The organism is Hymenobacter sp. YIM 151858-1 (assembly GCF_025979705.1).
In the GTDB taxonomy this organism is placed as follows: domain Bacteria; phylum Bacteroidota; class Bacteroidia; order Cytophagales; family Hymenobacteraceae; genus Solirubrum.
On record NZ_CP110136.1, the window covers coordinates 2,016,706 to 2,029,426 of the forward strand.

12 protein-coding genes and 1 tRNA gene are annotated in these 12,721 nt (G+C 62.1%); 5 read left to right on the top strand and 8 right to left on the bottom strand.

Going from position 1 to position 12,721, the window contains the following annotated elements:
* Positions 1-39: 39 nt before the first annotated feature.
* The 8 genes from OIS50_RS08970 to OIS50_RS09005 all read right to left on the bottom strand — a co-directional run bounded on the left by OIS50_RS08970 (position 40) and on the right by OIS50_RS09005 (position 9,154).
* On the bottom strand, positions 40-1,542 hold the full coding sequence (locus tag OIS50_RS08970; protein ID WP_264694029.1) for a phytoene desaturase family protein: 1,503 nt from the start codon (positions 1,540-1,542) through the stop codon (positions 40-42).
* A gap of 172 nt (positions 1,543-1,714) precedes the next feature.
* Positions 1,715-2,230 carry an RNA polymerase sigma factor gene (locus OIS50_RS08975; RefSeq protein WP_264694031.1) on the bottom strand — a complete coding sequence of 172 codons (516 nt, stop codon included), beginning with the start codon at positions 2,228-2,230 and terminating at the stop codon, positions 1,715-1,717.
* Positions 2,231-2,465: 235 nt separating this feature from the next.
* Complete coding sequence (locus OIS50_RS08980) at positions 2,466-3,383, bottom strand: MerR family transcriptional regulator (RefSeq protein ID WP_264694033.1); 918 nt, start codon at positions 3,381-3,383, stop codon at positions 2,466-2,468.
* A gap of 29 nt (positions 3,384-3,412) precedes the next feature.
* Positions 3,413-3,910 (bottom strand): sterol desaturase family protein, encoded by a 498-nt coding sequence (locus OIS50_RS08985; protein ID WP_264694035.1) that lies wholly within the window; start codon positions 3,908-3,910, stop codon positions 3,413-3,415.
* A gap of 213 nt (positions 3,911-4,123) precedes the next feature.
* Entirely contained in the window at positions 4,124-4,933 is an 810-nt protein-coding gene (locus OIS50_RS08990) for an enoyl-CoA hydratase/isomerase family protein (protein ID WP_264694037.1), read from the bottom strand.
* Positions 4,934-5,176: 243 nt separating this feature from the next.
* The gene (locus OIS50_RS08995) at positions 5,177-7,432 is read right to left on the bottom strand and encodes a ComEC/Rec2 family competence protein (RefSeq protein ID WP_264694039.1); all 2,256 of its coding nucleotides are present in this window, start codon (positions 7,430-7,432) and stop codon (positions 5,177-5,179) included.
* Positions 7,433-7,541: 109 nt separating this feature from the next.
* Complete coding sequence (locus OIS50_RS09000) at positions 7,542-7,994, bottom strand: GNAT family N-acetyltransferase (protein WP_264694041.1); 453 nt, start codon at positions 7,992-7,994, stop codon at positions 7,542-7,544.
* An 80-nt stretch (positions 7,995-8,074) separates the two neighbouring features.
* The gene (locus OIS50_RS09005; RefSeq protein ID WP_264694043.1) at positions 8,075-9,154 is read right to left on the bottom strand and encodes a PhoH family protein; all 1,080 of its coding nucleotides are present in this window, start codon (positions 9,152-9,154) and stop codon (positions 8,075-8,077) included.
* 148 nt (positions 9,155-9,302) lie between these two features.
* Between OIS50_RS09005 and OIS50_RS09010 the strand changes: the two genes are divergently transcribed.
* The 5 genes from OIS50_RS09010 to OIS50_RS09030 all read left to right on the top strand — a co-directional run bounded on the left by OIS50_RS09010 (position 9,303) and on the right by OIS50_RS09030 (position 12,692).
* Positions 9,303-10,076, top strand: coding sequence for an SAM hydrolase/SAM-dependent halogenase family protein (locus tag OIS50_RS09010; RefSeq protein WP_264694045.1), 774 nt, complete (start codon positions 9,303-9,305; stop codon positions 10,074-10,076).
* Positions 10,077-10,157: 81 nt separating this feature from the next.
* A complete protein-coding gene (locus OIS50_RS09015; protein ID WP_264694047.1) occupies positions 10,158-10,484 on the top strand; it encodes a putative quinol monooxygenase in 327 nt (108 codons plus the stop codon).
* Between the two features lie 98 nt (positions 10,485-10,582).
* On the top strand, positions 10,583-11,119 hold the full coding sequence (locus OIS50_RS09020; protein ID WP_264694049.1) for an iron-sulfur cluster co-chaperone HscB C-terminal domain-containing protein: 537 nt from the start codon (positions 10,583-10,585) through the stop codon (positions 11,117-11,119).
* A gap of 24 nt (positions 11,120-11,143) precedes the next feature.
* A tRNA-Leu gene (locus OIS50_RS09025) sits at positions 11,144-11,225 on the top strand.
* A gap of 114 nt (positions 11,226-11,339) precedes the next feature.
* Positions 11,340-12,692 (top strand): carboxylesterase family protein, encoded by a 1,353-nt coding sequence (locus OIS50_RS09030; RefSeq protein ID WP_264694050.1) that lies wholly within the window; start codon positions 11,340-11,342, stop codon positions 12,690-12,692.
* Positions 12,693-12,721: the final 29 nt, after the last annotated feature.

Sequence of the window (12,721 nt, forward strand, 5' to 3'; positions counted from 1 at the left end):
AAGGCCAGCCGCGCTACTGGCTTAATAATTTACTCATTATCAACTTACAAGCGCATTTTCCTTCTCTACCTCGCCGGCTACCACCTGCCCCGAAATAAGCGAAGGCGGCACGCCCGGCCCGGGCACCGTTAGCTGCCCCGTAAAGTACAGGTTGCTGATTTTGGGGCTTTTGAGCGTAGGCTTGAGAATGGCCGTCTGGCGCAAGGTGTTGGCCAGCCCGTAGGCGTTGCCTTTGAAGGCGTGGTAGTCGTCGATGAAGTCGCGGTGGGCGTAGCTGCGGCAGTACACCACGGCGTCGCGCACGCTCTGGCCCGTATGGTGCTCCAGGCGCGTCATGATCATATCGTAGTAGCGCTGGCGGGTGGCTTCGTCGTCGCCGCCCAGGCCGGGGGCCACGGGTATCAGCAGGAACAGGTTTTCGCAGCCCTCGGGCGCTACCGACGGGTCGGTTACGCTCGGCACCGAGGCGTAGAACAGCGGCTTGCTGGGCCAGCGGGGCGCCTCGTAAATCTCATGGGCGTGGTGGTTGAAGTCCTCGTCGAAGAACAGGTTGTGGTGGCGCACGTTTTTCAGGCGCTTGTTCAGGCCCACATAAAACAGCAACGACGACGGCGCCATGGTGCGCGTATCCCAATACTTGGGCGAGTAGTGCCGGTGCTCGGGCGCCAGCAGTTGTTGCTCCACGTGGTGGTAATCGGCGCCGGCCACTACCACATCGGCCGCCACAAAGCCCGTGGCGGTACGCACGCCGGTGGCGCGGCCGTTCAGCACCTCGATCTGCTCTACCTCCTGGTTGTACTGGAACTCCACGCCTTGCTCCTCGGCCACGCGCACCATGCCGCGCACAATCTCGTGCATGCCGCCCATGGGGTACCAGGTACCTAGGGCCAGGTCGGCGTAGTTCATGAGCGAGTACAGGGCAGGCGTATTTTGCGGCGTGGCACCTAGGAACAGCACCGGAAACTCCATCAGCTCCACCAGCTTGGGGTGCCGGAAAAAGCGGCGCACGTGCTTGTGCATGTTCTCGAGCAAATCGAGCCGCATGGCATCAACCAACAGGCGCGGATCGGCAAACTCCAGCACCGAGCGGCCGGGCTTGTTCACGAATTTGCTCATGCCCACCCGGTACTTGTAGCCCGCCTGACCCAGGAAATCGTCGAGGCGGCGGCCGGCGCCGGGTTCCAGCTGCTCAAACATGCGGCGCAGCGCCTCCATGTCGGCCGGCACGTCGAGCTGGTCGTTGTGGCCGAACACCACGCGGTACGAGGGGTCGAGGCGAACGAGGTTGTAAAAGTCGGCCGGCGTGTGGCCAAAGCGGGCAAAAAACTGCTCGAACACATCGGGCATCCAGTACCAGCTCGGGCCCATATCAAACGTAAAGCCCTGCGCCTTGAATACGCGCGCCCGCCCGCCGGGGCCGTCGTTTTTCTCGAGCACCGTTACGCGGTAGCCGCGCTGCGCCAACGAGGCGGCCGCGGCCAAACCGGCAAAGCCAGCCCCTATCACGATTACTTTCTTACTGGGTTGGGCAGAGGTACTCAAACGCTGAACAGTTGTTGATGAAAGGTAGCAAGCTACCAAATGTGCCCGCACTTTGTTTTGGCGGCGGCTGGCGGGCACCTAGGGCCGCACGAAAAAGGCCGCAAGCCACGCCCTCCGGTTGAGGTTGCAGCTTGCGGCCCGTGCACGCTCCCGACTCGATTACTCCTTCCCCCTACGCGCCGGGAGCGTAGACCTTAAGCGCACTCTTAAGCTCCTTGCGGGCTATGTGAATGCGGTTTTTAACGGTGCCAATCGGAATCTGCAGCTTCTCTGCAATTTCCTGGTATTTGTAGCCGATGTAGTACATCATGAAGGGCGTGCGGTACTCGTGGCCGAGGTGCGCAATGGCTTCGTTGATGTCCGTCACCACGAAGTCCGACTGGGCGCCGTTGTGCGTGATGTAGTTCTCATCGGTATTGAAGTACTGGAAGTACTCGGTGGTGTCGATGTGGCTGTTGCGCTTCGTTATCTTATTGTAATTATTGATAAACGTGTTGCGCATTATGGTATAGAGCCACGCCTTCAGGTTGGTCCCTGCCTTGAACTTCTCCTTGTTCAGCAGGGCCTTCAGCAGCGTCTCTTGCACCAAGTCCTTGGCATCATCGGCGTCGCGGGTGAGGTTCATTGCCACGGGCCGAAGCGAGTAGGATATCTTCTGTACTTGGTCGGTGAATTCCAGGGAGGTCATACGCCTGTTTAACTTTTAGGGGCCAAAAGCTAAACAAACATACGAAACTACTTTCTAAGCATACGTGTATCCCGAAGCTTTTTTCCTCCGTTTCGGTGAAACGCCCGAAAAACTCGGTGAACCGCACCTCAAAGCCGATGAATAGTGCCTGCGAAAGGACATAAAGTTACGGGTACGAGGTTAAAAGCGTTTAATACAACGCACTGATAATTAGCAGTATACAACAACCTAAAACCTAGGCCGTGGGTGCGCCTGCTGGCAAGGGCTCAGCCACATCGAGCTGTTGCACAAGGGCAATAAAGTCGGTCATGCGCTGCACGCGGCGGAAGCGGATTGGCAGCTCGGCTTCGGACTGCACTACCGGGCCGTACAACACGAATTCCGACGTGGGGCACAGCGTGCCCAGCGCTTGCAGAAACTGGGGCAGCCGTTCGCGCTCGGGCACAGTAGTAAGCACCGACGACACATAGTGCGGCTTGTAGCACTTGCACACAGCAGCCAACTCGCTGATGGGTAGGTTTTGGCCCAGGTACAACACATGGTGCCGGCGCACGCGCAGCAGGTAGTTCATAAACAGCAAGGCCAGCTCGTGCAACTCGCCTTCGGGCAAAAACAGCACCCAGCGGGTGGTGGTTTCGGCATCAACGGCAGGCAGGGCATCGGCGGCGGCCAGCAGCTTTTGCCGCAGCAGATGCGAGGCCAGGTGCTCCTGCGCCGGGTTCAGGCTGCCCGTTTGCCACAGCACCCCAATGCGGTACAGAAAGGGGTACACGATGTGAATCATCGTTTGCTCGAACCCGATTTCCTTGGCTGCGCGAGCAATAACGTAGCTTAGCTTGGGCTCGTCCATGTCCATGGTGGCCGTAAGCAGGGCGGTAATCTGCGGGTTGTACTGGTGCGGGTCGCTGCAGCAGGCCGCCACGGCCTGGCACAGCTCCTGCTCGGTAAGGCTGGCTACCTGCGAAATGCGGTGCCCCCGCTCGCAGAGCGTGGCCACGTTCAGCAGGCGGCGCAAATCGGCATCGCAGTACGTGCGGATGTTGGTGGTTGTGCGCTCAGGACGCAGCACGCCGTAGCGCTGCTCCCACATCCGGATGGTATGTGCTTTAATACCGGAAAGGCTTTCCAGGTCCTTGATTGAAAACTGGCCCACGGAACAGGACGAATAGAAATGACGATAGGTTAGGTGGTGTGGCTTTGGGCGGCGGCGGCACGCCGGGCCTGGGGCTTGCGGCGCGCCAGGGTAAAGTATTTGGGCGACACCCACAGCAGGCCAAACTCTTGGCTGCCGCTGCGCCCGGTGGTTTTATGGTGCATTTTGTGTGCCATGTTCAGGGCACGCAAGTAGGCGTTGCTCGTGCGTTTCCAGAAAGGCAGGCGCCGGTGAATGAGCACATCGTGCACGAAAAAGTAGAGCGTGCCGTACACGGCTACGCCCATGCCCACCCAGTAGCGCCAGTCTTTCGCGGGGCCACCGTACACCATCAGCAGCATCGATAACCCGCCGTAGAACAGGAAAAAGAAGTCGTTGCGCTCGAAGCGGTGCGGGTGCCGCACGTGGTGCGAGCGGTGCAAAAACCACAGCGGGCCATGCAGTACAAATTTGTGCATGAACCACGCCACGAATTCCATACCCAGAAAGGTAAAGACCACCAGGGCCGCGCCAGTCAGAGGAGTCATGGGATGGTAACCGCGAAAAGTAGTACTTGTTTAAATGAACCGCCTAGGTGCTTGCGTGCTCCGCACGCTTGCGGCAGCGATGATTAGCGCCTGTGCCAGTAGCACAGCAACGACGCGCGGCGCTCTGCCGGCAAGCGGGTGGTAGGCTTAATTACACCCGGGTGCCCCGAAGCAGAATGCCGCGCGTCGCGCGTAGCGGTGGTTGCCCGGATGCTAGTTCCAGGTAATTTTTTCTTTGTTGAGGAAGGCCGAAATGCCCCGGCGGCAGTCTTCGGAGCCGCGGGCCTCGGCGTTGAGCCGGGCCGCGTAGCGCAGGCTTTCCTCGAGGGGCAGCTCCGGAATGCGGGCAATCATTTCCTTGGTTATTTCCATGCTCTGGCCCGAATTCTCGACGCACAGGCGGCGGGCAAACCGGTACACGTGCTCGGCCAGCTGCTCGGCGGGCACTACCTCGTTGATGAGGTTGTAGGCCGCCGCTTTTTCGGCCGGAAACACGTCGCCGGTGAGCAGCAGCTGCTTGGTACGGGCCTCCCCTATTTTGCGCAGCAAGAACACGCTTACGATGGCCGGCAGAAAGCCGATCTTCACCTCGGTGTAGCCAAACTTGGCCTCGGGCACCGCAAACGAAAAATCGCAGAGCGTGGCCAGGCCGCAGCCGCCGGCCAGGGCGTGGCCCTGTACCTGCGCAATCACGATTTTCTTGAGCGTGTAAATCTGGTGAAACAGCTGCATCAGGTGCGTGGAGTCGGCCAGGTTATCGGTGTAGCCAAAGTTCTGCAGCTCCTGAATGTAGCCTAGGTCGGCGCCGGCGCAAAAGGCCGGGCCTTCGGCGCGCAACACCACCACTTTGCAGTGGGGGTCGTTTTCGGCGTATTCGAAGGCCTGCTTCAGCTCGGTTACCAGCTCCGAGCTGAGGGCATTGCGTTTTTCGGGCCGGTTGAGCGTGATGTAGCCAATAGCATCGCTGGCCTCGTAGCGAATGTACTGTAACGCTTCTAGCTCCTGGGTAGCCATATCTTCCATGAGTCGTCGTTGCGTGAGGGGTGTGGTGGAGGGCCAAGGCGGCGCGTTGTTCCGGGGCGCGGCGGCCCGGGAGCGGGGCCATGCAGGCCCGGTGCGCGGCGGTGGCCCAAACGGGCTCAGGTCAAACCTAACAAAAATGATGCGACATAAAAACCAGCTGGGCCGGAGCGTCGCACCATGAGAATGTACGAAGGAATAATGAGTTTGGACGGGGCCACCCAAAACTTACTCGGATTATGCAACTTAACCGCCGCTCGATGCAGCTCCTACCCGCTGAACGACAGCACCTTGCGCCGTTACATCGTGTACGCGCATACCTGCGGCCTGCAGTTGCGGCAACAGGCGCGCCACGTACCACGAGCGGCACGACGAATCGAACACCACCAGGGCCCTAGGTCCGAAGGTGTCCCGCAGCTGCTCGGGCCACACGCGGGCGTTGCGGCGCAGCACCACCACATCAACCGGCACGGGGCGCTGCCCCTGCCACAGGCGCTGGCTGACAAAGGCCACCCGCCGGCCATGCCAGCTGAGGAGCACCGGCCCGCCGGGCCCTAGGTGGCGCACGGCCAAATGCGGCGGCCACCCGGCCACGTAGCGCACCTGTCGGTTGCCCCGCTCGATAAGCCCCGGCAGCACCCGGTAGGTTTGCTCGGTGTGGTTGAGTGGCAACGAATCGGGCGTGACAATAAGGGCCGAAGCGCCCTCGTGCAAGCCCAGTGCCGAGCGCCTGGGTATGCTGTAGATGATCAGGCGCGTATCGGCGGCAATGCGGCGGTCGGCCTGCACGCGGCTACCCGAAAACCCCAGCAATACTACCGTAGCGGCACCGAGCCACACCAGCCGCCGCCACGCGGCAAACGCCAACAGCAAGGCAATCAGCAAATACAGCAGCCAGGTTTGCGGCGGCGTGAGGTGGATGCCTGTCACCAGGGCACCCGGCATGGCCTCGCCTACCCACACAATGTACTCGTTGAACAGCCAGATCAGCTTTTCGAACACCCAGCCCAGGCCCCGTGGCAGCCACAGCAGCGCCTGCAGGCCTGTGAGTTGCGAGGCGCCTTCGGCCAGAAAAGCCACCGCTTGCAGCCCCAGGCCCACGTACAGCGCCAGCGACGACAAGGGTACCGCCACCAGGTTGGAGAGCAAAAAGCTGAGCGGAAACTGATGGAAGTAGAACAAGCCCAGCGGAAACGTGGCCACTTGTGCTGCTAACGAAAGCGCTACCGCCTGCCACACCGCATCCAACACCCAACCCGCGCCACCTAGCAGCTTCCGCTGCCAGCGCGGTTGCCACGGCCGGATTTTGCGGGCCGTCCACTCCTGCGCATCAACCCAGCCGGCAATGCGCGGCTGCAGGTACACGATGCTTAGCACGGCCAGAAACGAGAGCTGAAACCCCACGTCGACGAGCAGGTACGGGTCGTAGAGCAGCAGGCAGAAGGCGGCCACCGCCAGCGTGTTGTACATGTTGCTTTGCCGCCCCATGGCCCGCGCCACCGCCACAAACGAGAACATGACGGCCGCCCGCAGCACCGAGGCCGACAGTCCCGTGAGGAAGGCGTAGGCCCAAATTACCAGCAGCCCCACCCCTGCCGACCACACCCGAAACCCGCGCGTGTTGCCGAAAAACCGACCTAGGATCAGCTGCAACACCCCGAACAGCAGGCCCACCTGCAACCCCGAAACGGCCATGATGTGCGTGGTACCGGTGTTGGCGTAGGCCTGCTTCGTGTCGCTGTCCACCTCGTCTTTCAGGCCCAGCACCAGGGCATCGGCAATGGCAAACTCACGCTTGGCCGTAACGTAGCGCCGGAAAACACCTTCCAGCTGTTTGGCGGCCTGCATGCTGTAATGGCGCAGCCAGCTGGGCGGCTGCACGGCCAGCACGCGGTACTGATCGGGGTGCACAAACTGCTGGTGGTAGATTTGGTGGTAGCCGAGGTAGCGCCGGTAGTCGAACTCGCCGGGGTTGAGCGGCGCTTTGGCCGGAGCCGGGGCGCCGCGCACCAGCCACACCTGGCCGTAGCGCGGCTCCTGCACCCCGGCCTCGTACCTGGGCACCGATACCCGCACGCCACCTAGAGCCGGCCGCCACTGCCCCGCCACCCGCACCGCCGAAACGCGCAACGTAGTGGCGTAGGTATTGGGGCGCACCACCGTGTAATCATCGACTACGGCGCGGTAAAACTCGATGGGGCCTTGGTGGTAGAGGTGCTCGGGGCGGCGGCTTTCGGTGGCTTGTTGGGCTACGGTGGTGCCGGCCAGCACCAGCACACCCAGGGCCAGTAGCCCCGCGGCATCGTGCGCCCCGGAGGTGCCTGCCTTTGTGGCCCACCCGTTGGCCCCTAGGTACAACACCACGCCTGCGGCCAGCCAGGGCAGCAAATCGGGCAAGCTTGCGCCCCAGTAAAACCAAATGACGATGCCCAAAACCAGGGCCAATACCAACCGCACCGCCGGGTGCGTGGCCCACGGAATAGTGGTGGAGCGAATTGCCATAGATGCCTTTGCCTAAGAATGCCTCACGCGTACGGTTGACCTAGGCGGTTGTGTACGGGCAAAGCAAACCCTAGGTGGCAGCAGCCGGGACGGGTACGCGGCAGGCAGCCTACAGCCCCGCGGCGGCCGGGTTGCGCCACTCCATTTTGTAGTGCTGAATGTCGGCTTCGGTAAACTGCTCGCCTACTTTCTCGAAGCCGTGGCGCTCGTAAAAGGGCACCGCGCGCAGCTGCGCGTTCAGGTACACCGTGGCCTCGGGGTGCATGGCCTGCACATCGCGCAGCACGGCTTTCAGAATGGCGCTGCCCACTTGCTGGTTGCGGTACTCCTCCAGCACGGCAAAGCGCTCCAGCTTCACGCCGCCTTCGGTGCGGCGCCAGCGGGCAGCGCCGCAGGGCGTGCCATCGGCGGCCTGGGCCAGGTAGTGCGTGGCGCCGGCCTGGTCGTGGGCATCGTGCTCCAGCTCGCGCGGCACGTTCTGGCCTTCCACAAACACCTTTTCGCGGATGGCAAAGGCCTGCTGAAGTTCGGCGGGAGCGGTGATGCGGTGGGCGGTAATCATACTGAGGGTGAGATTGGGTAAAAGCACAACGGCGCGGCAGCAAAGCTACCGCGCCGTCGAAAAATATCAGCCAGTGCTACCTAGGCTTGCTCCTGGTTTACGGGCAGCTCCTGCACCGGGCGGTCGTCGCCGTCGGAGTCGGTGGGGCGCTGGCCGGGCTGGTAGTAGCGCGCCGGGCGCACGGGGCGTTCGGCTTGGGCGCGTTGCTGGTCGGCGTCGTGCTTGTCGTAGGCCATTACAATCTGCTTTACCAGGCGGTGGCGCACCACGTCTTCGGCCGACATTTCCACGAACCCAATGCCGGGCACATCCTGCAGAATATCCAAGGCCTGGAACAAGCCCGATTTAATCTTCGTGGGCAAGTCTACCTGGCTACGGTCGCCGTTCACCATCACTTTGGCGTTCGGGCCCATGCGCGTCAGAAACATCTTCAGCTGCGAAGGCGTGGTGTTCTGGGCTTCGTCGAGCAGCACAAACGCATGGTTGAGGGTGCGGCCGCGCATGTAGGCCAGCGGCGCAATCTCGATGGTCTTGTTCTCGAGGTAGAACTTGAATTTCTCGGGCGGCAGCATGTCCTCCAGCGCGTCGTAAATCGGGCGCAGGTAGGGGTCAACTTTCTCCTTCATGTCGCCGGGCAAAAAGCCCAGGCTCTCACCGGCTTCTACCACGGGGCGCGAAATGATGATTTTCTTGACCTCTTTATTTTTGAGGGCGCGCACCGCCAAGGCCACCGAAATGTAGGTTTTGCCCGTACCGGCCGGCCCGAGGGCAAACACCAGGTCGTTTTTGTTTACGGCATCAACCAGGCGCTGCTGGTTAGCCGTTTTGGCTTTGATAATGCCCCCCTTCGCGCCAAACAAAATCACGTCGGGCGACGAGGCGAGGCGTGCGTCCTCCAGCTCCTCATCCGACGAGCCCACGTACTGCGCCACGGTTTTGTCCGTTACCTGGCCGTACTGGTGGTAATGCTCGAGCAGCGACGAAAGAATGTCGTTGATGCGCTGGATAACGGCCGTTTGGCCCTGGATTTTAATCTCGTTTCCGCGCGAAATGATTTTACTGCCGGGGAAGGCAGCCGCCAGTTGGCGGATATTCTGGTTGTCGGGGCCCAAGAAGTCGACTAGCGAAACGTTCTCAAGCGTAATGACTTTTTCGACCAAGCTAGATAGATGTGAAAACGCCAAAGGCGCAGTGGAGAGAGAAGAAAAGCGGCCAACATGCTGAGCGGTCAGTCGGGGCCGATTGCCTACTTTTGCGGCCGCTGCAGTGGGCTTAAACAATAGTACGCATTCTTCTCAAAAACGGTCAATGGGCCTGATAACGTTCCTTTCGGACTTTGGCTACCGCGACCATTACGTGGCCGCCGTTAAGGCGCAGTTGCTGCGTTTGGCCCCGGCCGCGCCCGTGCTCGACATCACGCACGCCATCGAGCCCTTCAACATTGCGCAGGCCGTGCACGTGCTCGGGTCGGTTTTTGCTGACTTTCCCGCGGGCACGGTGCATCTGATTGGCGTTGAGGACCACGGCGCGGGCCGCCGCGGCTGGCTGGCGGCTGCGTGGCGCGGGCACTACTTTGTGGCCGCCGACAACGGCATCCTCACCTTGCTCACCGACGGCCGCCCCGACGACCTGGTGCAGTTGCCGCAGCCCGCCGAGTGGCCCGCCTCCCCCACCCGCGAGGTGCTGGCCCCCGCGGCCGCGCACCTGGCCCAAGGTGGCTCCCTTACCGACCTAGGGCCGCTCACCACCGAGTTGTACCAGCTGCTCAACCGCCAGCTGCGCCTGCAGGATCACCGCATTACCGGCCACGTGGTGCACGTCGACCACTACGGCAACCTCATTACCAACATCACCCGCGCTGCCATCGAGGCCGTGGGGCACGAGCGTCCCTTCAGCATCCATTTTGCCCGCGAAACCGTGCGCCACATTGCCCCGCATTACCAAACCGCCGACCCCGGCGACGCCGTGTGCGTGTTCAACAGCCAAGGCGCCCTGTGCATCGGCGTAAACCAGGGCAATGCCTCCGAGCTGCTCGGTTTGCACTTCGATTCGCAGGTCGATGTGCGGTTTGCGCAGGAGTAGCTTGCCCGCCCAGCCCACGCTGCCGGCACCGCAGCCGGCACTTCCGACCTAGGGCCGGTCCCACCCCAACGACTACCCGCTATGCTCATTCGCGTTGTGCGCCTAACGTTCCGGCCCGAAGCCGTGCCGGATTTCCTGCAGGTGTTCCGGGCTTCCGAAGACCGCATCCGGCAGCAACCCGGCTGCCGCCACATGGAGCTGTGGCAGGATGCCGACGCCCCTAACGTGTTCTGCACCTACAGCCACTGGGATTCGGCCGAGCACCTCGATGCTTACCGCCAATCGGCCTTGTTTGGCGAGGTGTGGCCGGCCACCAAGCGGTTGTTTGCCGCCCCGCCCGTAGCGTTTTCCGTACACCCCGTAACGGCCCAAACCGCCCAGCTGCCACCCCCCGATTCGGTGCTGTAGCCAAACTATACCTAGGGGCCCGTTGTTGCCCGGCACGGCCGATGCATCGCCGGCTTCCGCTCACCGTTTCGCGCGGTCCCAGCCGTGCGCCTTGCCTTATGCAGCCCGACTACTTCGCCTTCTACGGCCTTCCCGAAAGCTTTTTGCCCGACGAAAAGGCCCTCAAAACAAAATACTACGCGCTCAGCCGCGAGTATCACCCCGACTTTCATGCCACGGCCGCGCCCGAGCAGCAGCAGCACATGCTGGAGCTCTCCACGCAAAACACCAATGCCTACCGCACCCTCTCGAGCTACGACCAGCGCCTGCAGTACATTTTGCAGCGCCACGGCCTGCTCGAAGAAGGCAAACAAGAGCTTCCGGCAGATTTTTTAATGGAAGTTATGGAGCTGAACGAGCAGCTGATGGAGTTGGAATTCGAACCCGATGCCGAGGTAGCAACGCGCGTGCAAACCGAGGTCAATCGGATTGAGAATGAAATAGAAACCGACATCGGGCCGGTGCTCCAGGGCTACGCTGAACTGCCCGCAGAGCAGCGCCCCGCCGCCCTGCAGCAAGTGCGCACGTATTACCTGAAACGCCGCTACCTCTTGCGCATTCGCGAAAGTCTCTCTAAGTTTGCTACCCGTTCCTGAACAACGGTCCGCGTTGTTCGTCTTGCCCAGATGGCGGAATCGGTAGACGCGTTGGTCTCAAACACCAATACCGCAAGGTGTGCCGGTTCGACCCCGGCTCTGGGTACTCAAAAGCCCTTCGGCACTGCTGCCGAAGGGCTTTTTGTTTTCCGGTGCTGCTGTTAGCTCGGCCTTGCGGCGCGGGGCAACGTAAAGCCTGGCTCCTGCTGCTACTTTCCGCATGTCCACGCTTTCTCCTGCTCAGTTCCATACGCCGGCCGGCACCATCATCGGCTACTACGATGGCGCAGTGGTGCGAGCCAGCGGCATCCGCTATGCCCGTGCCGAGCGTTTTAAGCCGCCGGTTGATGAGCCTGCTGCCGCCGCGCCTATTCAAGCTACCAGCCCAGGGCCGGCGTGCCCGCAGGTAGTCGATTCGCTGCTGAACCAGGCCCTAGGTCCGGTACTGGCCGGCCGCACCTACAGCGAGGATTGCCTGCGGCTGACCGTTACGGCACCAGCCGATGCACGCCCGGATGAGCAGCTACCCGTAATCGTATGGATACACGGCGGCTCGTACGTAAGTGGCGCCGGCGACCTGGCTTTCTACGACCCCGCTCCGCTCGTCAGCGAACAGCGGGTGGTAGCGGTTGCCGTTACCTATCGGCTGGGCCTGTTTGGCTTCCTGGGTCGGGCGGATGCGCCGGCCAACCTGGGCCTGCTCGACCTGATGGCGGCGCTGCGCTGGGTGCAACGCAACATTGCCGGCTTCGGCGGCAACCCGGCGTGCGTAACCTTGCTGGGGCACTCATCGGGTGGCGATGCGGCGGCGCACCTCATGGTTGCGGAGGGCGCTGCGGGGTTGTTCAGGCGCGTGATGCTGCACAGCGCACCGCTTGGCTTAGCGCCCAACCGCTCCCGCATGACGCAGGCCATGGCCGCGGCCATTGGCTCCGTTGCCGCAACCGCCAGTGCCGATGAAGTGTTGGCTTTGGAGGCAAAGGCCTGGCGGGCGGCACGGTGGGCGGGGCTGAAAAGCGGTATGCCCTTCGGTACGCAGTACGGTGCTTACCCGCTGCCACCCGAGGCAGCCGTGGCGCAGGCCTGGCAGTCGGCAGCAACCAAAATCGATGTGCTTATTGGCGCGACGGCCGAGGAGCTGCGCTTTTTTGCCGTCATCGACCCCAAGTTTCGCTGGATTGAGCGGGTGCCGCTGCTCGGCCGAACGCTTACGCGCCAGCTCGTAGCGGAAGGCTCGCGGCGCATCTACGTGGCTCCTGCAGCAGCTTTTGCCAAGCGCCATGCCCAGGCGGGCGGCCGGGCCTACCTGTTCAACGTAACGTTCAGCCCCCGCGGCAGTCTGTTCGGCGCCGCGCACACCATCGATTTGCCCTTGCTGTTTGGCACGCGCGAAACCTGGGAAGCGGTGCCGCTACTGGGGGATGTGCCTTGGGCAGAAGTTGCGGAAGCCGGCAGGCAGGTGCGCCAGCTGTGGGCCGCATTTGCCCGCACCGGTGAGCTGCCACGACAAACGGAGGTACCCGGCGTGCTGGAGTTGCAGCGCGTACAAGAACGCGCCGCGTTGCTCGCTTAAGTACAGCTTATAGCAGTAGCTTGGCACGC

Coding starts and splice junctions, on each gene's coding strand:
- OIS50_RS09000 (WP_264694041.1), bottom strand. CDS start 7,994: ATGATTACCGCCCACCGCATCACCGCTCCCGCCGAACTTCAGCAGGCC.
- OIS50_RS08990 (WP_264694037.1), bottom strand. CDS start 4,933: ATGGAAGATATGGCTACCCAGGAGCTAGAAGCGTTACAGTACATTCGC.
- OIS50_RS09015 (WP_264694047.1), top strand. CDS start 10,158: ATGCTCATTCGCGTTGTGCGCCTAACGTTCCGGCCCGAAGCCGTGCCG.
- OIS50_RS09020 (WP_264694049.1), top strand. CDS start 10,583: ATGCAGCCCGACTACTTCGCCTTCTACGGCCTTCCCGAAAGCTTTTTG.
- OIS50_RS09010 (WP_264694045.1), top strand. CDS start 9,303: ATGGGCCTGATAACGTTCCTTTCGGACTTTGGCTACCGCGACCATTAC.
- OIS50_RS08985 (WP_264694035.1), bottom strand. CDS start 3,910: ATGACTCCTCTGACTGGCGCGGCCCTGGTGGTCTTTACCTTTCTGGGT.
- OIS50_RS08975 (WP_264694031.1), bottom strand. CDS start 2,230: ATGACCTCCCTGGAATTCACCGACCAAGTACAGAAGATATCCTACTCG.
- OIS50_RS08995 (WP_264694039.1), bottom strand. CDS start 7,432: ATGGCAATTCGCTCCACCACTATTCCGTGGGCCACGCACCCGGCGGTG.
- OIS50_RS09030 (WP_264694050.1), top strand. CDS start 11,340: ATGTCCACGCTTTCTCCTGCTCAGTTCCATACGCCGGCCGGCACCATC.